Origin of the sequence: Allobosea sp. (assembly GCF_035944895.1) — a bacterium.
GTDB lineage: Bacteria > Pseudomonadota > Alphaproteobacteria > Rhizobiales > Beijerinckiaceae > Allobosea.
In genome coordinates, this window is record NZ_DASZAT010000008.1 from 332,920 (window position 1) to 356,376 (window position 23,457).

Sequence of the window (23,457 nt, forward strand, 5' to 3'; positions counted from 1 at the left end):
TCGTCTCCTCGCTGCCGCCCGCATGGTCGACGAGGGCATCTCCTAGCGACTGCCGGCTTCGAACAATCCGGTTCGCTGGGCGTGGCCGCGAACGAGCTCCAGTCCGAATGCCGTCGGCCGCATGGCAGGCGCGCGATCGTGGATCTCGATGCCTGCACGCGCCCCGAAGAGGCGCTTGCCGTAGCAGATCAGGCTTTCCAATGACTGCATGATGAAGACGATCGTCGGCAATACCTCGCGATAGCTGGCCTCGGCCGCGACCTCGTCACCCGAGACGAAGCTCTCATAGATCGCCACCGTGAGGTCGATCAGCTCGGGCGCGAGGATCATGCCGACGCAGCCGGCGCGCAGGTTCTCGATCAGTTCGAGTCCGCCGCGCCCGTTCATCACCGGCAGCCTGCCTTCGGTCGTCTCGATCAGCTGCCGGATCTCGGTGGCCGGTCCCTCGCCCTTCACCAGCCTGATGTTCGGATGCTGCGCGACGAGGCTGCGGATATCCTCTGCCGACAGGCCGCGGCCCATATAGGCAGGGGCATTCTGGATCGCGACCGGAAGCGTCGTCGCATCTGCGACGCGGCCGAAGAAGCGGATGTATTCGCCAGCCGCGAAACTGCCGACCATCGGCGGCTGCAGGATGACCCAGTCGGCCTTGGCCGCCTCCGCTGCCCTGACCAGCTCGACCTGCTCGGCGACCGAGGTGCCGTAGATGGTGAAGCCGAGTGGCTTGCGACCACTGACATCCTCCGAGGTCCATTCCATCACCGTGCGCCGTTCCGGCACGGTCAGCTTGGAGACCTCCGTCGCAAGGCCGAGCGCCGCGACGCCATGGGCGCCATGCTCCAGGCAGAGTTCGACCTGCCGTCGCATTGCCTGCCGATCAAGCCGCTCCTGCGCGTCGAACAGCGCATAAAGGATCGCATGGATGCCGGTGAACGCGGTCTCAGTGGTCATGGCGTGCCTCGTTTCAATGATCAGATGTTAAACATCAGATGAATGCTTGCGCGCAAGCCCCGGACGTGACAGTTTCCCGCCGCAGGAGAGAAAACGGGCCATGGCGCGGGGCAGCAAGCCAGGAAAGATCGGCACGATGGTCGCAGCGCTCGGCGCTGCGATCGTGCGTGGTGAGATCGCCTCGGGCACCGTGCTGCCGCCCGAGCCTGAGCTGGCAGAGCGCTATGGCGCCGGCCGCAGCGTCGTCCGCGAGGCCGTGAAGATCCTCGTCGCCAAGGGTCTGCTCACCGTGCGCCCGCGCCATGGCACGCAGGTGCGCCCGCAGCATGACTGGACCTTGCTCGACCGCGAGGTGCTCGGCTGGATGCGCAGCGAGGATGGGCTCGACCGTGCGCTGCTGCTCGCTCTCGAAGAAACGCGCGAGATCATCGAGCCGGAGGCGGCTGCGCTGGCCGCGACCCGTGCCACGCCGGAGGATCTCGCCCGTATCCGCGCGGCACTGACCGAGATGGAGACCGGCCAGGACAATCCGCAAGCCGCCATCGCCGCCGACAAGCGTTTCCATCTTGCGATCCTCGACGCCACCAACAACCCGATCCTGCGCAGCTTCCGCGGCGCGATCGACACGATCCTCAGCGCGATGTTCGACTTTACCGTCGATGTCTTCGCCGGGAATCTCGCCAACCACGCCGCAGTCGTCGACGCGATTGCCGCCGGCGAGCCCGAGCAGGCCCGTCAGGCGATGCGGCAGGTGCTCGGCTACACGCGCGGTCACATGCTTTCCAACTCCGCTCTGGCGGATGGAACCAGCCCCAAAAAGAAAACCGTCTCGGGAGAAACGCCATGAAACTCGCAAAAGTCCTCCTCGCTGCAGCCGTCGCGGTGGTATCGCTGCCCGCCTTCGCCGCCTGGCCCGAGCGCCCGATCACCCTGGTCGTACCCTGGGCTGCCGGCGGCGGCACCGATGCGGTCGCCCGCATCCTCGCGGCCGGGCTGGAGAAGGAGCTCGGCAAGCCGGTCAACGTCGTCAACCGCACCGGTGGCGGTGGCGTGGTCGGCCATACCGAAATGGTCAACGCCAAGCCCGACGGCTACACGATCGGCCTCGCGACGGCAGAGGTCACGACCTATTACTGGTCGAACACCGCTCCCTTCACCTATGAGAAGCTCACCCCGATCGCACTGGTGAACTTCGACTCGGCTGCCTTCAACGTCGCCGCGAACTCGCCCTGGGCGGACCTGCGCGCCGCGCTCGACGACATCAAGAAGCAGCCTGTCGGTCACTACAAGCTCTCCGGCATGGCGGCCGGCGCCGCTTATCACCTCGCCTTCGCCGGCCTGCTCCAGCTCGAGGGCATCAATCCCAAGAGCGTCACGGTCGTGCCGAGCCAGGGCGCGGCTCCCGGCTTCCAGGAGCTGGCTTCCGGCGGCGTCCAGATCGTCCCGTCTTCCCTGCCGGAGGGCAAGCCGATGTTCGATGCTGGCCGCGTCAAGTCGCTGGCGGTGATGTCGAAGGAGAAGATCGGCGCCTTCCCGAGCGTGCCGACCGTCAAGGACGCGATCGGCAAGGAGTATGAGGGCGGCACCTGGCGCGGTCTTGCCGCCCCGGCCGGCCTGCCGGCCGATGTGACGGCCCGCCTCGTCGAAGCCACCGAAAAGGTCGCGAACTCCGAGGCCTACAAGTCGTTCCTGTCCGAGCGCGGCTTCGGCTACGCCTTCGCCAAGGGGCCGGCCTTCGGCAGCTTCCTCGCGACCCAGCACAAGAACAACGGCGAGATCATGGGCGCGCTCGGCCTGCGTCTGCGTCAGTAGTCGATCGCCCTTCGGACTGTTTCAGGGCGCGGCGGCTTCGCCGCGCCCCGTTTCCATCGCGCACACCGAGCACGCCATGAAGTTCAACGATCTCTTCGGGGGCCTCGTCTTCCTTGCCCTGTCGGGCCTGGTGGCGGCCGCGTCCTGGAGCCTGCCGAACCCGTCCGAGCAGCCGCTCGGTCCATCGGCCTTCCCGCTGATCCTGTCGGGGCTGCTGGCGCTCTGCGCCGCGATCCTTGCCGTCAACGGCGCCCGCGCGACGCAAGCCGGCCCGCGGGTCGGCCTCGCCGACTGGGCCCGCAGCGGCAGCGCGGTCGCACGGCTGCTGCTCGTGCCGGCGGCGGTGATCTTCTATATGCTCTGCGCCGAGACGCTCGGCTTCCTGATCTGCGCGCCGCTGATCCTCATCGTCCTGTTCCTGGCTGGCGGCACGAAGCCGCTGCACGCGATCGGTCTCTCTCTCGCCGCCGCACTCGTCATCCACTCGATCTTCTATCTGGCCCTCGGCGTGCAATTGCCCTGGGGCCCACTCGAACCCCTGCGCTGGTAACCGCCATGCTCGACGCCTATGTCACCGCGCTCGGGATGGTGCTCGATCCCTATGTGCTCTTCGTCATCACCGCCTCGGCGATCTACGGCCTCGTCGTCGGCTGCATTCCCGGCCTCTCTGCGACGATGGCGACCGCGCTGCTGGTGCCGCTGACCTTCTTCATGCCGCCGGTGCCGGCCATCGCCGCTATCGTCACCACCTCGACCATGGCGATCTTCTCCGGCGATATTCCCGGCTGCCTGCTGCGCATTCCCGGCACGCCAGCCTCGGCGGCCTATGTCGACGATTCCTACCAGATGACGCTGAAGGGCAAGCCGGAGCTCGCGCTCGGCATCGGCCTCTGGTTCTCGGTGCTGGGCGGACTGTTCGGCACGGCGGTGATGATGGTGGCTTCGCCCGCTATCGCCGATTTCGCGCTCGGCTTTGGCTCGGTCGAGTTCTTCTGGATCGTCATGCTCGGCTTGGGCGGCGCCGTCTTCATCGGCTCCTCGACACCGCTGAAAGCCTGCATCTCGCTCTTGATCGGCCTGCTGATCGCGATGATCGGCATGAACAACCCGGCCGGCCAGCCGCGCTTCACCTTCGAGTCGACCGAGATGCTCGGCGGCGTCTCGCTGATCCCGATGATGGTCGGCATGTTCGCCTGCTCGGAGGTGATGCGGCATATGGTCTCCGACGGCAGCGCCCCGCATGCCGTGGTCCAGAAGATCGGGCCGATCTTCGCCAATATGTGGCGTCTGACCAAGCAGTATCCCTGGCAGTTGATCCGGGGCAGCGCGCTCGGCACCATCATCGGCATCCAGCCGGGCAGCGGTGCCGATATGGCCGCCTGGATGTCCTATGCGATGAGCAAGCGCTTCTCGAAGGAGCCGGAGAAGTTCGGCACCGGCCATCCGGAAGGGCTGATCGAGGCCGGCGCCTCCAACAATTCCTCGCTCGCCGGCGCCTGGATCCCGGCGCTGGTCTTCGGCATCCCCGGAGACTCGATCACCGCGATCGCCATCGGCGTGCTGATGATGAAGAACATGGCGCCGGGGCCGACGATCTTCGTCAACAATCCGGAGAACGTCTATGCACTCTTCCTGGTCTTCGTCATCGCCAACCTTCTGATGCTGCCGCTCGGCTGGGCGATCATCAAGATCGCGACGCGCGTGCTCTCCGTGCCGCGACGCGTGCTGATGCCGATCATCCTGCTCTTCGCCATCGTCGGCTCCTACGCGATCAACAACTCGCTGTTCGACGTCGGCGTCATGCTCGCCTTCGGCGTGCTGGCCTTCCTGCTCGAGGAGAACGATTTTCCGGTAGCGCCGGTGATCCTCGGCGTCGTGCTCGGGCCATTGCTGGAGGAGTACTTCATCAACTCGATGATCAAGTCCGACGGCCGGCTGATCGGCCTGGTCGATCGGCCGATCGCCGCGGTCCTTGCGGCAATCACGATCGGCATCATTGGCTGGACGATCATCGCCTCGGTACGCGCGTCCGGCCGAACGGAAAAACTCGCCGGCGAGTGAGTTGCGTGTCTTGAACTGACACTGAAGGGAACCACCCAACGGGTTTGCCCTGGGCGCAGCGCGCCTCGTCGCCTGGCCAAAGCCAGCATCACTGGCGCCAGCCGATCTAAAGACTGTTCGCCAGGGCCACGAAAAAGGCGTCGTCGTTGATTTCGAGGCGGCGACGATAGCCCGGTTTCGAGCGGGCGCTCAGCACCACGACCACGAGACGCTTGCGCGGGTTGATGTGGATGAACTGCCCGTAGATGCCTTCGGCCTGGAAAGTGCCCTTCAAGGCGGGATCGTCGAGCACGGGGATCCACCACATATAGCCATAGGGGATCAGCGTTTCGCCGATCCGGTAGGGCGCGCCTGCTTCGTCCCGCCAGCCTTCCGGCAGCAAATCTTGCGAGCCGGTCCGCCCCTGGTCGAGAACGAACTGACCGAAGCGGGCATAGTCGCGCAGCGTCGCATGCAGGCCGCTGCCGGCGATGCCCATGCCGCCGGGGCTCTCGCACCACCAGGACGCGTCCGCCTCCATGCCGATCCGCGACCAGAGCTTGTCCGAGAGGTAATCGGCGAGAGCGGTGCCGGTCGCGTGCTCCAGAACCAGCCCGGCAAGATAGGAATCGCCGGTGTTGTATTTCCATGAACCGCCCGGGGGCGTTTCTGCAGGCAGGCTCTCCATATGTCGGACGATCCCGCCCGGCTCCCAGTCCATCTGGGTGTCCATCAGCAGGCGCCGGTCGGACGTCGGGTCGGTATAATCCTCGTTCCAGCGCACGCCGGTCGCCATGCGCAAGAGCTGGCGGACCGAGACATCGGCATAGAGCCCGCCGAGCGGCACATAGCGCGTCACCGGATCGTCGAGGCTTGTCATCGCGCCTTCACGCAAGGCGATGCCGTAGAGCGTGGCGGTGACCGATTTCGCCAGCGAGCAGGATTTCCACTGCGTCTGCGGTCTGATGCCGAGCGAATAGCTCTCCTCGATCACGGCGCCGTCCTGAAGCACCATCAGCCCGGCGACGCGGTTGACCGAGAGATAGTCGTAGAGATCGAAGGTCCGATCGTGATCGCGGATCTCCAGCGGCGGCAGCCTGCGGCCGGCATCGGGGAGCGGCGAGATGATTGCCCCCCGCCGCACCACACGCGACGGAAACCAGCCGGCCTCCTGCGACATCGCCACGACCATCTCGTCGGGCCGCAGCGTGCCGTCGTAATAGCGGCGGATGTGCTCGCGCGCGGCGGCGCTCATGCCGGTCGTCTGCGTCATGGCCAATCCTCTCGAAACCCGTTCCGCATTACTGTCGTCAAGGTCAGAGCGGGGCGTGTGGTGCCGAATAGGTGCCTCGCGCGAAGCGGTCCAGCCTGAGTGGCGCGAGGATCGCAGCGGCGGGCTCGCCTTTGGCCAGCCGGGCGACATGGCGGCCAACCGCGGGCGCGAGTCCGAAACCGTGGCCGGAGAAGCCGGTAGCGACGACCAGTCCGCCGATTTCAGTCGGTGCATCGAGCACCGGCAGCGCATCCGGCAGGACATCGATGCGGCCGGCCCAGGATTTGACGATCTCGATGCCAGCTGCGCCGGCGAACAGGTCGCGGACGGCAGCACCGGTGCTTGCTGCCAGCCTGGAGTTGGCGGGAATGCGGGGGCGCCGCGCGACGGCACGCTCGCGATGCGGCACCGCGAGCCGCTGATGCAGATCGTCGATGAAGGGACGCCCGAGCCGCAGCGAGAAGCCGCTGCCATGGCGCAGCAATCCCGGCAGGAAGAAGCGGGCGGCTCGGAAGGAATCGAGTGACAGGTCAATGTCGGAGGTGGAATCGGCCGCAATGATGCAGGAGCCGTCGGCCCGCTGGCGCAGGCCGATGCCGAAGCCGCAGAAGCAGGCCTCGCTCAGCGGCGGCAGCGGCGCGGAGAGGGAAACAGTGCTGCGCACGCTCTGCTGTGGCAGCGACAGGCCGAGCGGGGCGAGGAGCCGGTGGCTCTGGGCGCCGGCTGCGCAGACCACGGCACTGCAGCGGATCAGGCCGTGCTCGGTCTGAATGCCGCTGACCGCTCCGCCTGAGGTCTCGATCGCGAGCGCACCGCAATCCTCGACGATGCGGGCGCCGCGCCGCGCTGCGGCCCGGGCGAAGGCCGTGGTCGCCAGCACCGGTTCGGCCTGCCCATCGCTCGCAGTGTAGAGCGCGCCTTCCGTCCTGCCGCGCAGCGGCGGCAGCAAAGCGGTGACCTCGCTGGCGGAGAGCAGCCGGGCCTCGCGAGCGATGTCGCGGGTCTTGTCATGCCAGCCGGCGAAGGCGGCCATTTCCTTCTGCGTCGCCGCGACGAAGACGCAGCCGGTCTGGCGCCAACCGACGGTCGTCTCGAGCTCGCGCTCCAGCTTCGGCCACAATGCGAGCGCTTCGAGGGCGAGCGGCAGTTCCAGGGGGTCACGATACTGCGTCCGGACGAAGCCCCAGTTCCGGCCGGATTGCTGCGATGAGAGCTTGTCGGCTTCGAGCAGCACCGTGCTCAGCCCGGCTCCGGCGAGATGAAAAGCGGCGGCGGCACCGATGATGCCGCCGCCGATGACGACGACATCAGCCTGCCCGGGGAGGCGATCGGCAGCCGTGATGATGTCGTCGGGAACGTGCGAGCGCAGGCTAAGCATCGACATCGGCGATGGCGTCCATGTCCATCTCGACCAGGATGTCGGGGTCGAAGAGCCCGGCCTCGACCGTGGTGCAGGCCGGCCTCACCTCCCGGAAGGTCTCGGCGAACACGGCCATCACCGCCTCGTAGTCACTGGCGCGGGCGATGAACATGCGGACCCGGACGACATCGGAGAGGCCTGCTCTGGCCTGGGCGAAGGCTGCTGCGGCGTTGCGGAAGAGCTGGCGGGTCTGCTCCGCCGCGCCTTCGGCAAGCGTGCTCGTCGCATAATCATAGCCGGTCGTGCCCGACAGCATGACGTGTGGGCCGACCACGACGGCGCGGCTATAGCTGTACTGCGCCTCAAAGGCGCTGCCGGATGAGATGTTCCGCCGGCGCGGCGCCTGCAAACCGGTCCCGCTCATGGGTGTTGCTCCGCTGGTCTGTTCGGGCCAAGGCAAGCCCCGACGCGGCGGCGATGTCGATTTCAATAATTGGGGGCGGGGCCCAGGGAATTCGGGCTGCTCGGCGACCCAGCTTTTGAGGTGTCGGCCCCCAATTATTGAAATCGACTGCGGCGCGGCGCGGTGCTGTCGTTGACCCTGCCGGTGGATGGCTGCCGGTGGCCGATGACCGGAAAGCTGGTGCGGGAACGATGCGGGTCGACGTGATCATTGTAGGTGGCGGGATGGCGGGAGCATCCGCGGCCTATTTCCTGTCCCGCCACGGTTCGGTCGCGTTGATCGAGCGCGAGGAGCAGGCCGGCTATCACAGCTCGGGGCGCTCGGCCGCGCAGTTCACCGTCGGCATCACCGCTCCGACGATGCGGCGCATGGCGCAGGCGAGCCGCGCTTTCCTCGAAGAGCCGCCGGCCGGCTTCTGCGCCCATCCGATCATGACGCCGCGCGGCTGCCTGACGGTCGCGGCTGCCGGCCAGGAAGACAGGCTGGCGCGGCTGGAGGAGCGCATCCTCTCCGTCGGCGCCCGGGCGGAACGATTGGATGGCCCTGCGGCGCTTTCGCTGTTTCCGGCGCTCCGTCCGGAGAAGGTCCAGGCCGGCGTGAACGAGCCCGATGCCATGGACATCGATGTCGACATGCTGCTGCAGGGCTATCTGCGTGGCGCCAGGGCGAACGGTGCGATGATCGTTCTGAAGGCGGGCGTCGACACTATTCGTCGCGATGCAGTCGGCTGGACGGTGGCCTGGCCCGGCGGCGAGGTGCAGGCGCCGCTGCTGGTCAATGCTGCCGGCGCCTGGGCGGACGAGATTGCCGGCATGGCCGATATCGCCCCGATCGGCATCGTGCCCAAGCGCCGCACCGCCTTCACCTTCGCCCATCAGCCCGATTATGACGCCCGCGCCTGGCCGCATGTCAGCACTGTCGATTACCGCTGGTATGTGAAGCCGGAGCCCGGCTGCCTGATGGGCAGCCTCGCCGATGCGACGCCGGTCGAACCGGGCGACGCTTACGCCGACGATCTCGATGTCGCGCAGGCGATCGACAATATCGAGCAGGACACCAGCTTCCGCATCGGCCGGCCGCTGAGCCAGTGGGCCGGCCTGCGCAGCTTCGTCGCCGATGCGGAGCCGGTGGCCGGCGCGCGGCCGGGCGAGCCCGGCTTCTTCTGGCTAGTGGGGCAGGGCGGCTGCGGCATCCTGACCTCGCCGGCGATGGGCCAGGCGATGGCGGCCTTGCTCGCCGGGCGAGACCTTCCAGCCGCGATGACCGAGCTCGGGGTGACCGCTGGTGACCTGTCGCCGGCACGAAACAGCCTGCAAGGGGCCGGCTGAATCGCCGAGCCGACGAGACATGACCGAGGCTGAACACAGCCCGGACGCAATGAGGGGAGTTCGATATGGCCGAACCTGGCAATCGCATGAGATTCCACAGCCGGCGCGAGGCGCTGGCGCTCGGCCTTGGTGCCGCTGGCCTGGTGGCCGGTGGGGCGCGGGCGCAAACGCGTCCGCCCCAGCAGCCGAAGGGCCAGGTGGTTGCAGGCCTGTCGCAGGAGCCGACGGTCTTCAATCCGCTGATGCCGGGCAGCGAGGTCGACCAGGGCGTCTGGTGGCAGCTCTTCAGCCCGCTCTGGTTCGTCGACCCCGACGGCAAGCTGGTCCCCGACCTCGCCGCCGAGGTGCCGAGCATCGCCAATGGCGGCCTCTCCGCCGACGGGCTGAGCTGGAAGGTCAGGCTGCGGCGCGATGCGAAATGGCATGACGGCGCGCCCTTCACCGCCGAGGACGTCAAGTACACGCTCGACCTGATCAACACGCCCGGCTTCCGCGTGCGCAACCGGGTCGGCCACAACCTCGTGCGCGAGATCAAGGTCGTCGCGCCCGACGAGATCCATTGGCGCATGGAGAGCGCCTATTCGCCCTATCTCTCGATCCTGGCGCTAACCTTCATCGTCCCCAGGCACATCCTGGAGAAAGCATCCGATCCCAATACGGCACCGTTCAACGGAGCGCCGGTCGGCACCGGCCCGTTCCGCTGGGGCGAGCGCGCGGCGGGCGATCACCTGCTGCTGCGCACCAACACCGCCTATTACGGCGATGGCCCTTATCTGGAGCGCGTCGTCTTCAAATATATTCCCGACCTGACGGTGCTCTACACGCAGTTCCGCACCGGGCAGGTCGATTATCTCGGCATCGGCGGCATCGCGGCGCATTTCGTCAAGGAAGCGCAGAGCTTGCGCGGCCGGCGCATCTCACGCTCGCCGACGCCGTTCATCGAGCATATCGCGCTCAATCTCGAATTCGGCCCCTTCGCCGACAAGGCGGTGCGCGAGGCGCTCTATCTCGCCATGAACAAGGCGGCGCGGATCGACGCGCTCTATTACGGGCTGCCGGTGCCGACCGAATCCTTCCTGCCGCGCGAATCCTGGGCCTATGACGACGGCCTGCCGGGGCATCGCCATGATCCGGCCAAGGCCAACGCCATCCTCGACGCGGCCGGCTGGGCGCGCGGAGCCGACGGCATCCGCCAGAAGAACGGGGTGCGCCTCGAATTTTCCAACTCGACCACGGTCGGCAATCCCGGCCGCGAGCAGTCGCAGCAATTGCTGATGCAGGACTGGCGCGCGGTCGGCGCGGCCCTGCGCATCAACAACATGCCGGGCGCGGTGATCTGGGGCGAGTTCTGGCAGAAGTCGAAATTCGAGTCGGTGATGGTCGGCTCGAACTTCATGATCGGCAACGATCCCGACGTGACGCCGCGCTTCGCCTCGACTGCGATCCCGGCCAAGGCCGGCGCGGGGCTCAACACCTACCAGTACGGCAATCCCGAGGTGGACCGATTGCTCGCCGAAGGCGCCAGCCAGTTCGACCCGCAGGAACGCAAGACAATCTACGGCCGCATCCAGCGCATCATCCGCGAGGACCTCGTCTTGTTGCCGATCTACCAGACGGTATTGGCCGAGGGCATCAAGGATGGCCTGCAGGGCTTTCAGCCCAACATCAACTGCTCCTCGAGCTGCTGGAACATGCGGCGCTGGTACTGGGCGGCGTGACCGGCTGAAATGGGTCCGTTCCTCGCAAGGCGGCTCTGGCAGTCGCTGCTCCTCCTCGCGATCGTCTCGGCGATCGGCTTCGCCATCCTGCATCTGGCACCCGGCGGGCCGATGTCGCAATTCGCCCAATCGGCCCAGATGACGCAGGAGGATCTCGACCGGATCAGCCGCGAGCTCGGCCTCGACCGGCCGCTGCCGGTGCAATATCTCGACTGGCTCCGGCGAATGCTGACCGGCGACTGGGGCCGTTCGTACCGCGACAATGCCCCGGTCTGGAGCGTCATGGCCTCGCATCTGCGCGCGACCTTCGAATTGATGGCGGTCTCGACCCTGATCGCCATGCTGCTCGGCTGCGCCATCGGCATCCTCGGTGCGATCCGGCGCTATTCGCTGTTCGATACGGTGGCGACGGTCGGCGCCATGATCGCCCTGTCGATCCCGACCTTCTGGTTCGGCCTGATCGCGATCTATCTGTTCTCGGTCGAGCTCGGCTGGCTGCCGGCCGGCAACCGCCAGACGATCGGCGACGGCTCGTTCGTCGATGTGCTGCATCACATGATCGCGCCGGTGATGGTGCTGGCCTTGGTCGAGACGGCGATCTGGGCACGGTTCACGCGCTCGGCCGTGCTCGACGTGGTCGGCCAGGACTATATCCGCACCGCCCGCGCCAAGGGCGTGCCGGAACAGGCGGTGCTGAGCCGCCACGCCTTGCGCAACGCGCTGTTGCCGCTGATCACTCTCGCCGGCCTGCAGTTCCCGACTTTGCTCGGCGGGGCCCTCGTCACCGAGACGGTCTTCACCTGGCCGGGCATGGGCCGGCTCTTCCTCGATTCGATCGAGTACCGCGACTATCCGGTGGTGATGGGCATCCTGATGCTGTCGGCGCTGATGGTGCTGATCGGTTCGCTGATCGCCGACATGCTCTACGCGGTCGCCGATCCACGCATCAGGCTGGGCTGACCATGAGCGCAGACGCATTCCAGTTACCGGTGGAACTCGAAGATTCCGCCCGCAAGAGCGCCTGGAACCGCTTCCGGCGGCACAGGCTCGCGATGGCCGGGGCGGGGATCATCCTCGTCCTCGCGCTCGCCTGCTTCCTCGGCCCGTTCCTGCTGCCGTTCGACGAGACCCATATCGACGTGATGAACCGGTTCGCCCCGCCCCTGGCGAGTGCGCACCTGCTCGGCACCGACGAACTCGGCCGCGACATGCTGGCCCGGCTGATGATGGGCGGGCGCATCTCGCTCGGCATCGGCTTTACCGCCATGGCGATCGCGATTGCCATCGGCACCGGCGTCGGCATGATCGCCGGCTATCATGGCGGCGCCATCGGCTCAGCTCTGATGCGCCTCGTCGATGCGATCCTGTGCTTTCCGACGATATTCCTGCTGCTGGCGCTGGCGGCCCTGGTCAAGCCGGGGCTGGCTTCGATGGTCGTGCTGATCGCGGCGACCTCCTGGATGAATGTCGCGCGCATCGTCGAGGCGCAGATCAAGGCCCTGCGCGAGCAGGACTATGCCGTAGCGGCGCGCTCCTTCGGCGCCTCGCATCTGCGGGCTATGCTGCGCGAGCTCCTGCCCAACGCCATGGCGCCGATCGTCGTCGCGGCGACGCTCAACGTCGCCCGCGCCATCCTGCTCGAATCCTATGTCAGCTTCCTCGGCTACGGCATCCAGCCGCCGGCCGCGAGCTGGGGAAACATGCTCAACAACGCCCAGATCTACCTGACGAGCGCGCCATGGCTTGCGATCCTGCCCGGGATCGCCATTACACTGGCGGTGACGAGCTTCAACTTCACAGGAGACGGGCTGAGGGATGCGCTCGACCCGCGCATGGACATCCGATGAGACGGGCGGCCGCGACAGCACGGCGTCCGAGCCCGCAGCCATGACCCGGCGACTGCCCTCGCTCAATGCCCTGCGCTGCTTCGAGATCGTCGCGGCGCAGCTCAGCATCAAGAAGGCCGCGGCGGCGCTGAATGTCAGCGAGAGCGCCGTCAGCCGGCAGGTCAAGATCCTCGAGGACCAGCTCGGCACGCCGCTGTTCCAGCGCAACCACAACGGACTCGAGATCACCGACGCCGGCCAGCGCCTCGCGCTCAGCGTCAAGGAGGCGTTCGATCACATCGCCGACGCGATCACGCCGTTCCGTGCCGAGCAGGAGACGGTCACGATCAAGTGCCTGCCGACCTTCGCGCTGCGTTGGCTGCTGCCGCGCCTGAAGGCTTTCCAGGAGCGGCATCCGTTGGTGAAGGTCAGCGTCCAGACCCGGCTCAACGACATGACGCTCAACGATGCCGACGCAGATCTCGGCATCCGCTACGGCATGGGCAACTGGCCGCTCGACTGCGTCACCGAGCTCTACCCGGAATGGATCCTGCCGGTGTGCGCGCCCTCCTATGGCGGTGGCCGCTTTTCAGGCGCGGACCTGCCCGAGGCGACGCTGCTCCATCCGCTGCCGGACAGGCGCGACTGGCGGACCTGGTCCGAGAAATCGGGGATGCAGATCGAGACCCGCCACGGGCTCGATTTCGACGCGCTCGACATGGCTCTCAGCGCCGCCGAGGCCGGGCTCGGGGTCGCCATGACCGATGTCGTCCTTGCCCATGAGGCGATCCAGGACGGCAGGCTCGTCGTGCCGTTGCCCAAGGCCGTGCCGACCGGGATCTCCTATTACCTCGTCCGGCCGCCGGGCATGCGCCGGCGCCGCGAGGTCAAGCTCGTCGACGAATGGATCTGCGATGAGATCTCGGCCGCGCGCGAGCTGGTCAGGCGCTACGCCGCCTGACGGCGGGCTGCCTCTAATTTTCAGAAGCCCCCCACGAATAAACGCGTTCGACGGCCGAGGCCGCACCGCGCTACCGCATCGCTCGATCCTCAGATGACGTCGCGCGAGTGTTCGTGCGGCGCTGTCGGCATGTTCATCAGAATGCGTTGATTGAAGTTATTATAAAGTATTCGTTGCAAAATTGGCACGTATAACTGCTATCTTCTGATCATATCTTATTGCAACGTCTGCGTGCTTTTCTTTTCAGTTCGCGACGAACAGGGTCCCTGCCAGCTGGAATCAACTCCGGCGCAGTTCCGGGGTCTCGTCATGTTGGATATTCGTCTCGCAATGTTGTTGCCGCGATCTGCCCCCCGTGGTGTTGCCGGGCGCGCCAGGCTCGCACTGTCCTTGCTCGCGGGCACGGCGCTTGCCGCCGTCGCCGCTTCGGCAGCGAGCGCCCAGGAGCACAATGACGGTCAGGTTCGGCTCGACGAGATCGTGGTCGAAGGTCCGGCCCGCGCCGCCGGTGTGCCTGCCCCGTTTGCCGGCGGGCAGGTCGCGCAGGGCAGCCGGCTTGGCCTGCTCGGCAATGCCGAGACACTGAAATCCCCGTTCAGCACGACGAGCTATACCGGCGAGCTCGCCCGCAACCTCCAGGCCTCGACCGTCGCCGATGCGCTGATCCTCGATCCGTCGGTGCGCAGCTCGCACCCCACCGGCGGCACCGTCGATTCCTTCAATATCCGCGGCTTTCCGGTGGGCGAGGGCAATAGCGGCGAGATCGCCTTCGACGGCGTCTTTGGCGTCGCGCCGAACTATCGTGTTTTCACCGACTATGCCGAGCGCATCGAGGTCCTGAAGGGGCCGGCGGCGGCGCTGACCGGCATCGCGCCCAATGGCGGCGTCGGCGGCGTGATCAATGTCGTGCCCAAGCGTGCCGAGAGCGACCTCACCCGCGTCGGCGCCGAGTTCTCGTCAAGGTCGCATGGTGGCGCCACCTTCGACGTCGCCCGACGTTTCGGCGCGGGCCGTGAATTCGGTGTTCGCGTCAACGGCTCGCTGCGCGGTGGCGATACGGCCGTGAACCGGCAATCAGAGACGACAGGGATCGGCTCGCTGGCGCTCGATTATCAGGGCGCGCGCTTCCGCAGCTGGCTCTATGCCCTGGCGCAGCGGGACGAGCTCGACGCGCCCAACCGTCCGTTCCTGATGACGCGGGGCCTGCGCGTCCCCTCAGCCCCGAGCGGGCGCGAGAACGTCATCCAGCCCTGGGAATGGTCGCGCATCAGCGACCGCTCGGTGCTGTGGAAGAACGAGTTCGACCTCACCGACAACATCACTCTCTTCGGCAATGTCGGCGGCTCGCAGACCCGGGTCGAGCGCTTCTTCGGCCTCCCGACGATCCTCAACGCCCGCGGCGACACCAGCCACACACCGCAATATTTCGATCTCGGCGTCAGCCGCCAGAGCTATGACGCCGGCATCCGCGCTCGCTTCGAGACCGGCTTCGTCAAGCACCAGCTGACCTTGCAGGCCTCCTACTACAGAGAGACGATCGAGCGGGCGCTGACGAACGGCACGTCGGTCCTCTCGAACATCTACGCGCCGAGCTGGAGCGCCACGCAGTTTGCGACCCGCGCGGCACGCACACGTCTCTCCGACAGCGACCTGACCAGTATCGCTCTGGCCGACACGATGTCGGCCTTCGACGATCGGGTCATGCTGACGCTCGGCGTCCGGCGCCAGTCGGTCGCGACGCATAATTATGCGGCGGGAACCGGCATCCTGACCTCGGCCTACGACGAGAGCGCCACCACGCCGATGGTCGGCCTCGTGCTGCGGCCGCTGGACTACCTCTCGGTCTACGCGAACTATGTCGAGGGCTTGAGCCGTGGCGACGTCGCTCCGACAACAGCGAGCAATGCCGGCGAGACCTTCGCGCCCTATCGCACCAAGCAGTACGAGGCGGGCGTCAAGCTGCAATATGGCAGCTTCGGCGCCTCGCTCGCCGGCTTCCAGATCAGCAAGCCCAGCGGCGAACTGAATAGCGGCCTGTTCTCCGTCACCGGCGAGCAGCGCGTGCGCGGGCTCGAGCTCAGTGTCTATGGCGAGGTCACGCCGCAGCTGCGCTTGCTGGGCGGCGCCTCGCTCCTCGACGGAAAGCTGACCAAGACCGCAGTCGCAGCCAATCTCGGCAACCGGCCGATCGGCGTCGCGCCGGTGCAGCTCAATCTCGGCGCCGAATGGGACGTGCCCTGGCTCAAAGGCCTGACGCTCACCGGGACCCTCGTCTACACCGGCAAGCAATACATCGACGCGGCGAATACCCAGTCGCTGCCGGATTGGACGCGGTTCGACCTCGGCGCGCGCTATGCCACCGAGATCGCCGGGCGCAAGACCGTGTTCCGCGCTGCGGTCCAGAATGTCGCCGATACCAAGTACTGGTCGAGCGTTGCCTCCTTCGGTACCTTCTATGTCGGCGCGCCGCGTACCTTCCGGCTGTCGATGTCGATGGATCTCTAGCATGGACGGGGGGCGGTCCAGCGGCATGAGCCCCCTGCGCTGGGTCGCGCTTGCGCTGTTGAGCTGGCTCGCGCTCATGCCGGCGCGGGCGGTGGCGGAGACCGCCACGGTGACGGACGTTGCCGGACGACAGGTCTCCGTGGCGGTTCCCGTCCGCCGCGTCATCCTCGGCGAAGGCCGGCAGATCCACGTCACTGCAGCGCTGGACCGCGATGATCCGTTCGGGCGCATCGTCGGCTGGGGCGAGGATTTCGAGAAGTCCGATCCCGACACGCATGCGGCCTATGTGGCGCGTTTCCCGCAGGCGGCGACGCTACCGCGCTTTGGCTCCCCCAGTCGCGGTGCCTTCGATATCGAGAAGGCGATCTCGCTCCAGCCCGACCTCGTCGTGCTCGGTGCCGAGATGCAGCGTCCGGCCGAGGAGGTCCGCCTGGTCGAGCGGCTGGCAGCGGTAGGCATCCCGGTCGTCTATGTCGACTTCCGGCATGCGCCCTCGCGCAACACCGAGCCGTCGCTGCGCCTGCTTGGAGAGCTCTTCGGCAAAAGCGAGGTCGCCGAGGCGCTGATCGCCTTCCGGGCTGCGGAGATCGCTCGCGTGACGGAGCGGCTTGCTGCGGCTGGTCCGCTGACCCGGCCGCTCGTCATGCTCGACCGGATTCCCGGTTACTCGGATGAATGCTGCCTGAGCTTCGGCAACGAGAACTTTGGTGCGATGGTCGCCGCTGCCGGCGGCGTCAATCTTGGCAGCGAGCTGCTCCCCGGCACGTTCGGGACGATCAATCCCGAGACGATCATCGTGCGCGATCCCGACGTGGTGATCGTCACTGGCGGCAACTGGGAGGCGCTGGCGCCGAACGGCGCCTGGGTCGGCCTCGGTCCCGGCGCCGATCTTGGCAAGGCGCGGGAGAAGCTCGCCGCGCTGATGGCCCGGCCAGCCTTCCGAGCGACGAAGGCGGTCAGGACGGGCCGGGTCCACGCGATCTGGCACCAGTTCTATACGAGCCCTTATCAATTCGTGGCGCTGCAGCGCATTGCCCGTTGGCTGCATCCCAGGCTGTTCGCGGATCTAGATCCTGACGACACACTTCGCCGATTGCACACGCGTTTCCTGCCGATAGCCTATCGGCCCGGATACTGGATCGATATCGAGCGCTAGCCGCGCGGAAGCCGGAATACGTGGAAAGTCCCTGGAGCTGCACAGGCATGTGCCCCCGGCGTCGAGTTGGCAATGGCCGGCTCGAGCGGTGCCGAGGTCATGGGGCAGATGGAGTACGCTACCGCAGTGAAAATCCAGCGCCGGCACGTGCAGGCCAGGATCGACAACCTCATCGACCTCCGCGCCAAGCGGAAAGCCGAGAACCGAGCATGGTTTGGAAGTTTTACACGGCCTGGGAGGCAGGCTGTGAACGGTGCCCCTCAAAAGGAGCTTTGTAATGGCGCGCCCGAAAGGATTCGAACCTCTGACCCTCAGATTCGTAGTCTGATGCTCTATCCAGCTGAGCTACGGGCGCGTGGCAGCGAAACGGTCTTGAAGGCCGTCATCGGCTGACGGATGCGGACTTAACGGCTCCCGCCGCGCTTGGCAAGCCCGATTTGCCGACTTCCTTCGCTTTCTTGTCGAACCCTGTGGCAAGCGGCGGCGAAGAGGCTGTCAGCCCCGCTTGCCGCGCAGGAGCAGCGGCTGCAAGGCGTCCTGTCTTGCCCCGTCATCGCTCGCCTCGCTGTCCGACACAGCCAGGTAGCGGCCACCATGCCGCGATTTCGGCAGTTTTTCGGCGATGCCGTAGAGCGCCTCGCGCCGGTCCATCTCGCGCCAGACCTCGCCGGGCGTGATGCCGAGTTCGCTCCAGAGCACAACGAGATTGTAGATGAGATCGGCGCTTTCGCGGACCACCGCCGGGCGATTGTTCTGAACCGCCTCGATCCCGACCTCGACCGCTTCCTCGCCGAGTTTCTTGGCCATTTTCGGCGCGCCTTCGCGGATCAGCTTGGCGGTTCGCGACAAGGCTGGGTCGCGGCTGCGGGCCGACAGCACGGCTGCGTAGAGCTTCTGCACCGAATCGGTCATCGATGCAGAATCAGGCCGCCATGTAAGGGTTTCATGACGGTCCAGCCGCTTGCGCCGGGCGCTCATCGCGCGACACTCGCGAACTGGCGGACCACCTCACGGTAGACCTCGCGCTTGAACGGGATGATCAGCTCGGCGGTTTCCGCGAGCGGCACCCAGCGCCAGGCGTCGAATTCGGGCTTGTGGCCGCCGCCAGGGTTGAGAATGTCGATCTCGCTCTCGTCGCCGTCGAAGCGGAAGGCGAACCATTTCTGCGACTGGCCGCGATACTTGCCGCGCCAGGCCTCCCTGCCGATCTCGCGCGGCAGGTCGTAGCTCAGCCAGTCCGGCGCTTCGGCGAGCAGCGAGACCGAGGAGACATTGGTCTCCTCGCGCAGCTCGCGATAAGCGGCCTCGATCGGCTGCTCGCCGGCATCGATGCCCCCCTGCGGCATCTGCCATTCGTGACCGGGGGCGGTGTGCTCACGCTGGCTGCGATTGGCCCTGCGGCCAACGAAGACGAGCCCGGCCGGGTTGAACAAGGCAAGGCCGACGCAGGGGCGATAGCCGGCGGGCGGTTTTATCATCGCAGCGAACCGGTGGTGGAGGGGTTGCGGAAGCCGCGGGCGGCGCTGACGGGTACGAGGACCAGGTTCTTGCCCTCGAGCGTGCGGGCCCAGCGTGTGATGCGCTCGACCGTGACGGGCAGGGCACTGGCGGTGGCGACGGCCACGCCCTGGTCGCGGGCGAGAGTCTCGAGACGCTGCAGCTCCTTGTCGATGGTCTCGGGCCGCGGGACGGTATCGAGCGAAAGATCGGCCTTGAGCGCCGGGATCTGCGCCCGCGTCGCTGCGGAGGCGAGCAGGCTGCGCGGCGAGGAACCGTCGTCGACGACCATCAGTCCGCGCCCGGCGAGCTCGCGCAGCAGCGGCGTCAAGGCCATGTCGTCGGCGGTGAGGCGGCCGCCGAGGAAATTGACGATGCCGACATAACCGGAAAAGCGGCCGAGCACCCATTGCAGCCGGTCGAGATTGTCGCTGCCCTTCTGGCCGGTGAGGAGGGTGTGCGGACCGGGATCGTTGTCGGGGTAGTCGAACGGCTCCATCGGCACCTGCAGGAAGACCTCGTGGCCTTCACCGCGGGCGCGCTGCACCGTCTTCTCCAGCTCGGCGCCATAGGGGGCGAAGGCGAGCGAGACGGGGCCTGGCAGGCGCGCGATGGCCTCGCTGGTCGAGCTCTGGCTGATACCGAGCCCCCCGACGAGGATGGCGATCCGGCCGGCAGGCTTGCCGGTTGGGGCAGGGCCGAGCGGGCGGGCATAGACCTGCGCCGGCGTCGCGCCATCCGGGCCGACCTTCGGCAGCGTGCCGTGCCGGGTGCGCTCGACCAGGCGCTTGTCCGGCGCGGGCGCCAGCTTGACCGTACCGTCATCGGGGACGGTGATGATGATCGCGCCGGGCGCGTCCGAGCCCGGGCGGACGACGGTGACGCCGGATTCGGTCTCGAGCTGGCTCGCGCTGGCCGGGCCGCGCCGGTCATCGCGCTGGGCGGGCTCAGGAGCGGCCTTGGCGATGTCGGGTGCGGCAGGGCGCTCGCGGATCATCGCGGTCGCGGTCGGTTCGCCGCCGTTGGGATCGCGTTTCAGCGCCGCATAGAGGATGAGGCCGACGAAGAGGGCCGCCAGTCCGCCGGTCAGCCCGCGCCAGAGCCAGCGCCCATAAGGCTTCGGCGCGCGCGTGTGCTTCGCCTGCCCGAGCGGCTGGTCGAGTTCGCTGAGCGGCAATCCGGCCAAGAGGCGCCGTCCTACGTCACAACATCTGCGAATCAGTTCGCAGCGCTAGAGTCGGATGATTCGAGCCGGAATCAATCGCCAATCGACCGCAGGGGAAACAATCTCCTGCGGTCGATGCGCAAGTGCCGAATAACCTGGCCGAAAACGGCCTGCGGGCTCAGTCGGACTTCTTTTCTCCGTCGGACTTGCCGGCCTCAGGGGCCGGGGCGGGCGTGGCAGGCGCCGGCGTCGCGGGCAGGGCGACGTCCTTCTTGCCGCGCAGCAGGTTGAGCGCCGCGGCGAGCTGGGTGTCCTTGGCGGTATCGATCGGAACATAGGACGGCGAGCCGGCCTGCTCTTCCTTGCCGTCGCCGTTGCGCAGATGGCCCTTGAGCGAGGCCTCGCCCTTGTTCTCGACCTTGTCCTTCAGCTCAGCCGGCACGTCCTGGATGATCTCGATATCGGGCGTGATGCCCTTGGCCTGGATCGAGTTGCCGGACGGGGTGTAGTAGCGCGCCGTGGTCAGCCTGAGGCCACCATTGTCGCCGAGGCGGATCACGGTCTGGACCGAGCCCTTGCCGAAGGAGCGCGAGCCCATGACGGTGGCGCGCTTGTGGTCCTGCAAGGCGCCGGCGACGATCTCGGCAGCCGAGGCCGACGAGCCGTTGATCAGCACGACGATCGGCTTGCCCTTGGTCAGGTCGCCCGACTTGGCGTTGAAGACCTGGGTCTCCTCGGCGTTGCGGCCACGGGTCGAGACGATCTTGCCGCGCTCGAGGAAGGCGTCGGAGACCAGCACCGACTGGTCGAGGCGCCCGCCGCGATTGTTGCGCAGGTCGATGATGTAGCCCTTGATCTTGTCGAAGCCGATCTCGGCATTGACCTTGTCTAGCGCCTTGCGCAGGCCCTCATAGGTCTGCTCGCTGAAGGTGCCGATGCGGATATAGCCGACATCGCCCTCGACGCGCTCCTCGACAGCAGGGACGACGATGTTCGACCGGGTCAGGGTGAATTCCAGCGGCTCGGTCTTGCCGGTACGCTCGATCGTCAGCTTGACCTGGGTGTTGATGATGCCGCGCATCTTCTCGACGGCCTGGTTCAGGCTGAGGCCCTTGACCTCGTCATTGTCGATCTTGCGGATGATGTCGCCGGCCAGGATGCCGGCCTTGGCGGCGGGCGTGTCGCGAATCGGCTTGGCGACCTTGAGAACCTCGTTCTCCATCGTCACCTCGATGCCGAGGCCACCGAACTGGCCGCGCATGTCGATGTCCATGTCGCGGAAGCTCTTGGCATCGAGATAACCCGAGTGCGGATCGAGCGAGGAGACCATGCCGTTGATGGCGGCCTCGATCAGCTTCTGCTCGTCCGGCTTCTCGACATAGTCGGTGCGGATCTTCTCGAAGATGTCGCCGAAGAGGTTGAGGCTGCGATAGACCTCGGCCGAAGCCGCGACCGCGCTGGTCGAGGAGAAGAGCTTGGTCTGGGTCACCACACCGGTGAGCCCCGCGCCGGCGATGGCGCCGACCAGAACGAGAGAAACCTTGCGCATCATCCGCGAGCCTTTTCGCCTTGCGATTTCGTCCACCACGGCGTCGGATCGATCGAGACGCCGTCTTTCCTGAACTCGATATAGAGGACCGGCTCGCCGGTCCCCGCTCCTACATTCATTGCGGCCGCTTCCGCGGTCTCGCCCATCACCGCGACCGGCTCCCCCGCCAGCACAAACTGGTTCAACGACACGTCGATGCGCTGCATGCCTGCCAGGAGAACATAGTAACCATTGCCGGCATTGAGGATCAAGAGTTGGCCAAAGGAGCGGAACGGTCCCGCATACACCACCCAGCCATCGGAAGGTGACGAAACCACGGCATTGGCGCGTGTGGAAAGCGAAATTCCGCGCGTTGCGGCGCCAGCTTCGTCAGCCGCGCCAAATCCACGCAATTGTGAACCGGCGACCGGCAGGGGCAGCATGCCGCGCAATTCCTGGAAGGCCGCCTTGGGCGCGAGCCGGGCCGGATCGCGGAAGGCGAGCTGGGCCATGCGCTGGCGCTGCTCCTGAGTCTCCGCTTCGAGCGCGCGGCGGGCGGCATCGGCAGCGCGATTGGCGGCGGAGATGTCCTTCTCGATGCGCTCGACGAGATCGCGCAGGGTTTTCGCCTGCACCGCAAGCTCGCCGCCGGCGGCCCGTTGTGCCTCGATGTCCTGGGCAGCGCTCGTCTCGCGGGCGCGTCTGGCCTCGATCAGCGAGGCCAGACGCCGGCGCTCGCCGGCCAGCCCCTCCATTTCCCCGGCGATGCTCTTGCGTTCCTCGGCGATGGCCTCGCGCAGGCGCACCAGCTCGGCAAGGTCGGTGCCGAGGATGGTGATTTCCTGGCGCAGATCCGGGACGACGGCGCCGAGCAGCATCGAGGCGCGCACCGCCTCCAAGATGTCCTCCGGCCTTACCAGCACGGCCGGAGGCGGCCGGCGGCCGATGCGCTGGAGCGCCGCCAGAACCTCGCCGATCAGGCCGCGACGGCTCTCAAGCGAGCGCCGGATCGCGGTCTCGCTGGTCTGCAGCAGGGACAGGCGCTGCTCGATGCCGGCGATGCGGCCTTCAGCGGCTTGCGTGCGGGCGGTGGTCTCGAGCAGGGCCTGGTTGAGCTTGGTCCGGTCGGCGCGGATGCCGGCGATCTCGGCCTCCAGCTTGGCGCGAGCCTCGGCGCTGCCGGCGAGCCGCTCCTCGATCGCCTTGAGCTCGGCCTCGCGGGCGCGCTTTTCCTCGCGCTTCTGCTCGGTGTCGCGGGCGGTCTGTTCGGATTCGGGGGAGGGAGTGGTTTGGGCCGCGGCAAGGCCGGCCGACAGGCAGGCGCAAAGCAGCACCAGCCAGGGCCGGAGCGTGCGTGTGATTCGAATCAGCCGGGAGTGGCGGGTCATGCGCGATGATAGGGATGTCCGGCCATGATCGTCATCGCTCGATAGAGCTGTTCGAGCACGAGCGCACGCACGATCTGATGCGGCATGGTCAGCGCGCCGAAGGAGAGCACCAGCGCCGCGCGCTCGCGCAGCTCTGCGTCGAGCCCGTCGGCGCCGCCGATCAGCAAGGTCGCGGCCGGCGTGCCGGCGTCGCGCGCGGCGGCGAGGCGGCTGGCGAATGCGTCGCTGTCGATGCTCCTGCCGCGCTCGTCCAGAGCGATCACGAGGCCGGAGGGCGGCAGGCGCTCGCCGATCAGCTTGGCTTCCTCGCGGCGTCGTTCCTCGGTGCGGCGGCCACGGCCTTCGGCGAGTTCGACGACGTCAGGGCCGCTGAGGCCGAGCCCGCGGGCAAGACCTTGCGCGCGTTCCTGATAGCGGGCGCAGAGGTCACGCTCCGGCCCGTCCTTGAGGCGGCCGACCGCGATGACCGACAGGCGCACGGGAACC

At 67.1% G+C, this 23,457-nt stretch carries 21 protein-coding genes and 1 tRNA gene; 11 read left to right on the top strand and 11 right to left on the bottom strand.

The window, feature by feature from the left end:
- Positions 1 to 42: 42 nt before the first annotated feature.
- Positions 43 to 951: a dihydrodipicolinate synthase family protein gene (locus VGV58_RS13180; protein ID WP_326874472.1), complete on the bottom strand. Its 909-nt coding sequence runs from the start codon at positions 949 to 951 to the stop codon at positions 43 to 45.
- Positions 952 to 1,051: 100 nt separating this feature from the next.
- Between VGV58_RS13180 and VGV58_RS13185 the strand changes: the two genes are divergently transcribed.
- The 4 genes from VGV58_RS13185 (at position 1,052) to VGV58_RS13200 (ending at position 4,824) form a co-directional block, all read left to right on the top strand.
- The gene (locus tag VGV58_RS13185; RefSeq protein ID WP_326874473.1) at positions 1,052 to 1,798 is read left to right on the top strand and encodes a FadR/GntR family transcriptional regulator; all 747 of its coding nucleotides are present in this window, start codon (positions 1,052 to 1,054) and stop codon (positions 1,796 to 1,798) included.
- Positions 1,795 to 2,763 carry a tripartite tricarboxylate transporter substrate binding protein gene (locus tag VGV58_RS13190; RefSeq protein ID WP_326874474.1) on the top strand — a complete coding sequence of 323 codons (969 nt, stop codon included), beginning with the start codon at positions 1,795 to 1,797 and terminating at the stop codon, positions 2,761 to 2,763. Before VGV58_RS13185 ends, VGV58_RS13190 begins: the two co-directional genes overlap by 4 nt.
- A 76-nt stretch (positions 2,764 to 2,839) precedes the next feature.
- Positions 2,840 to 3,313, top strand: coding sequence for a tripartite tricarboxylate transporter TctB family protein (locus tag VGV58_RS13195; protein WP_326874475.1), 474 nt, complete (start codon positions 2,840 to 2,842; stop codon positions 3,311 to 3,313).
- A 5-nt stretch (positions 3,314 to 3,318) separates the two neighbouring features.
- Complete coding sequence (locus tag VGV58_RS13200; protein WP_326874476.1) at positions 3,319 to 4,824, top strand: tripartite tricarboxylate transporter permease; 1,506 nt, start codon at positions 3,319 to 3,321, stop codon at positions 4,822 to 4,824.
- A gap of 106 nt (positions 4,825 to 4,930) precedes the next feature.
- On the opposite strand, the gene VGV58_RS13205 is transcribed toward VGV58_RS13200, so the two are convergent.
- The 3 genes from VGV58_RS13205 to VGV58_RS13215 are packed head-to-tail and all read right to left on the bottom strand — an operon-like array spanning position 4,931 to position 7,860.
- Positions 4,931 to 6,076, bottom strand: a complete 1,146-nt coding sequence (locus VGV58_RS13205) for a serine hydrolase domain-containing protein (RefSeq protein ID WP_326874477.1) — start codon at positions 6,074 to 6,076, stop codon at positions 4,931 to 4,933.
- A gap of 43 nt (positions 6,077 to 6,119) precedes the next feature.
- Positions 6,120 to 7,460, bottom strand: coding sequence for an NAD(P)/FAD-dependent oxidoreductase (locus VGV58_RS13210; protein WP_326874478.1), 1,341 nt, complete (start codon positions 7,458 to 7,460; stop codon positions 6,120 to 6,122).
- Positions 7,447 to 7,860, bottom strand: a complete 414-nt coding sequence (locus VGV58_RS13215; RefSeq protein ID WP_326874479.1) for a Rid family hydrolase — start codon at positions 7,858 to 7,860, stop codon at positions 7,447 to 7,449. The genes VGV58_RS13210 and VGV58_RS13215 overlap by 14 nt, the downstream gene beginning before the upstream one ends.
- Before the next feature lie 230 nt (positions 7,861 to 8,090).
- On the opposite strand from VGV58_RS13215, the gene VGV58_RS13220 reads away from it, so the two are divergent.
- The 7 genes from VGV58_RS13220 (at position 8,091) to VGV58_RS13250 (ending at position 17,393) form a co-directional block, all read left to right on the top strand.
- Entirely contained in the window at positions 8,091 to 9,227 is a 1,137-nt protein-coding gene (locus tag VGV58_RS13220) for an NAD(P)/FAD-dependent oxidoreductase (RefSeq protein WP_326874920.1), read from the top strand.
- Positions 9,228 to 9,313: 86 nt separating this feature from the next.
- Entirely contained in the window at positions 9,314 to 10,945 is a 1,632-nt protein-coding gene (locus VGV58_RS13225; protein WP_326874480.1) for a peptide ABC transporter substrate-binding protein, read from the top strand.
- Positions 10,946 to 10,954: 9 nt separating this feature from the next.
- Positions 10,955 to 11,905 (top strand): ABC transporter permease, encoded by a 951-nt coding sequence (locus VGV58_RS13230; protein WP_326874481.1) that lies wholly within the window; start codon positions 10,955 to 10,957, stop codon positions 11,903 to 11,905.
- 2 nt (positions 11,906 to 11,907) lie between these two features.
- A complete protein-coding gene (locus VGV58_RS13235) occupies positions 11,908 to 12,792 on the top strand; it encodes an ABC transporter permease (protein ID WP_326874482.1) in 885 nt (294 codons plus the stop codon).
- Between the two features lie 40 nt (positions 12,793 to 12,832).
- Positions 12,833 to 13,732, top strand: coding sequence for a LysR substrate-binding domain-containing protein (locus tag VGV58_RS13240; protein ID WP_326874483.1), 900 nt, complete (start codon positions 12,833 to 12,835; stop codon positions 13,730 to 13,732).
- A gap of 390 nt (positions 13,733 to 14,122) precedes the next feature.
- A complete protein-coding gene (locus tag VGV58_RS13245; protein ID WP_326874484.1) occupies positions 14,123 to 16,237 on the top strand; it encodes a TonB-dependent receptor in 2,115 nt (704 codons plus the stop codon).
- Positions 16,238 to 16,262: 25 nt separating this feature from the next.
- Positions 16,263 to 17,393, top strand: coding sequence for an ABC transporter substrate-binding protein (locus VGV58_RS13250; protein ID WP_326874921.1), 1,131 nt, complete (start codon positions 16,263 to 16,265; stop codon positions 17,391 to 17,393).
- 278 nt (positions 17,394 to 17,671) lie between these two features.
- On the opposite strand, the gene VGV58_RS13255 is transcribed toward VGV58_RS13250, so the two are convergent.
- The 7 genes from VGV58_RS13255 to rlmH form a co-directional block, all read right to left on the bottom strand.
- Positions 17,672 to 17,748: transfer RNA gene (locus tag VGV58_RS13255), tRNA-Arg, on the bottom strand.
- A 140-nt stretch (positions 17,749 to 17,888) separates the two neighbouring features.
- Entirely contained in the window at positions 17,889 to 18,305 is a 417-nt protein-coding gene (gene hisE, locus VGV58_RS13260) for a phosphoribosyl-ATP diphosphatase (RefSeq protein WP_326874485.1), read from the bottom strand.
- 62 nt (positions 18,306 to 18,367) lie between these two features.
- Positions 18,368 to 18,871, bottom strand: coding sequence for an RNA pyrophosphohydrolase (locus VGV58_RS13265; protein WP_326874486.1), 504 nt, complete (start codon positions 18,869 to 18,871; stop codon positions 18,368 to 18,370).
- Complete coding sequence (locus VGV58_RS13270; RefSeq protein ID WP_326874487.1) at positions 18,868 to 20,076, bottom strand: divergent polysaccharide deacetylase family protein; 1,209 nt, start codon at positions 20,074 to 20,076, stop codon at positions 18,868 to 18,870. Before VGV58_RS13270 ends, VGV58_RS13265 begins: the two co-directional genes overlap by 4 nt.
- Positions 20,077 to 20,233: 157 nt before the next feature.
- Positions 20,234 to 21,604 (bottom strand): S41 family peptidase, encoded by a 1,371-nt coding sequence (locus tag VGV58_RS13275; RefSeq protein WP_465247883.1) that lies wholly within the window; start codon positions 21,602 to 21,604, stop codon positions 20,234 to 20,236.
- Complete coding sequence (locus VGV58_RS13280) at positions 21,604 to 22,971, bottom strand: murein hydrolase activator EnvC family protein (RefSeq protein ID WP_326874489.1); 1,368 nt, start codon at positions 22,969 to 22,971, stop codon at positions 21,604 to 21,606. The genes VGV58_RS13275 and VGV58_RS13280 overlap by 1 nt, the downstream gene beginning before the upstream one ends.
- Complete coding sequence (gene rlmH, locus VGV58_RS13285; RefSeq protein ID WP_326874490.1) at positions 22,968 to 23,450, bottom strand: 23S rRNA (pseudouridine(1915)-N(3))-methyltransferase RlmH; 483 nt, start codon at positions 23,448 to 23,450, stop codon at positions 22,968 to 22,970. Before rlmH ends, VGV58_RS13280 begins: the two co-directional genes overlap by 4 nt.
- Positions 23,451 to 23,457: the final 7 nt, after the last annotated feature.

What these genes read in the sequence shown, in the direction of transcription:
- VGV58_RS13180 (WP_326874472.1), bottom strand. Translation starts at nt 951, where the DNA reads ATGACCACTGAGACCGCGTTCACCGGCATCCATGCGATCCTTTATGCG.
- VGV58_RS13185 (WP_326874473.1), top strand. Translation starts at nt 1,052, where the DNA reads ATGGCGCGGGGCAGCAAGCCAGGAAAGATCGGCACGATGGTCGCAGCG.
- VGV58_RS13190 (WP_326874474.1), top strand. Translation starts at nt 1,795, where the DNA reads ATGAAACTCGCAAAAGTCCTCCTCGCTGCAGCCGTCGCGGTGGTATCG.
- VGV58_RS13195 (WP_326874475.1), top strand. Translation starts at nt 2,840, where the DNA reads ATGAAGTTCAACGATCTCTTCGGGGGCCTCGTCTTCCTTGCCCTGTCG.
- VGV58_RS13200 (WP_326874476.1), top strand. Translation starts at nt 3,319, where the DNA reads ATGCTCGACGCCTATGTCACCGCGCTCGGGATGGTGCTCGATCCCTAT.
- VGV58_RS13205 (WP_326874477.1), bottom strand. Translation starts at nt 6,076, where the DNA reads ATGACGCAGACGACCGGCATGAGCGCCGCCGCGCGCGAGCACATCCGC.
- VGV58_RS13210 (WP_326874478.1), bottom strand. Translation starts at nt 7,460, where the DNA reads ATGTCGATGCTTAGCCTGCGCTCGCACGTTCCCGACGACATCATCACG.
- VGV58_RS13215 (WP_326874479.1), bottom strand. Translation starts at nt 7,860, where the DNA reads ATGAGCGGGACCGGTTTGCAGGCGCCGCGCCGGCGGAACATCTCATCC.
- VGV58_RS13220 (WP_326874920.1), top strand. Translation starts at nt 8,091, where the DNA reads ATGCGGGTCGACGTGATCATTGTAGGTGGCGGGATGGCGGGAGCATCC.
- VGV58_RS13225 (WP_326874480.1), top strand. Translation starts at nt 9,314, where the DNA reads ATGAGATTCCACAGCCGGCGCGAGGCGCTGGCGCTCGGCCTTGGTGCC.
- VGV58_RS13230 (WP_326874481.1), top strand. Translation starts at nt 10,955, where the DNA reads ATGGGTCCGTTCCTCGCAAGGCGGCTCTGGCAGTCGCTGCTCCTCCTC.
- VGV58_RS13235 (WP_326874482.1), top strand. Translation starts at nt 11,908, where the DNA reads ATGAGCGCAGACGCATTCCAGTTACCGGTGGAACTCGAAGATTCCGCC.
- VGV58_RS13240 (WP_326874483.1), top strand. Translation starts at nt 12,833, where the DNA reads ATGACCCGGCGACTGCCCTCGCTCAATGCCCTGCGCTGCTTCGAGATC.
- VGV58_RS13250 (WP_326874921.1), top strand. Translation starts at nt 16,263, where the DNA reads ATGAGCCCCCTGCGCTGGGTCGCGCTTGCGCTGTTGAGCTGGCTCGCG.
- hisE (WP_326874485.1), bottom strand. Translation starts at nt 18,305, where the DNA reads ATGACCGATTCGGTGCAGAAGCTCTACGCAGCCGTGCTGTCGGCCCGC.
- VGV58_RS13265 (WP_326874486.1), bottom strand. Translation starts at nt 18,871, where the DNA reads ATGATAAAACCGCCCGCCGGCTATCGCCCCTGCGTCGGCCTTGCCTTG.
- VGV58_RS13275 (WP_465247883.1), bottom strand. Translation starts at nt 21,604, where the DNA reads ATGCGCAAGGTTTCTCTCGTTCTGGTCGGCGCCATCGCCGGCGCGGGG.
- VGV58_RS13280 (WP_326874489.1), bottom strand. Translation starts at nt 22,971, where the DNA reads ATGACCCGCCACTCCCGGCTGATTCGAATCACACGCACGCTCCGGCCC.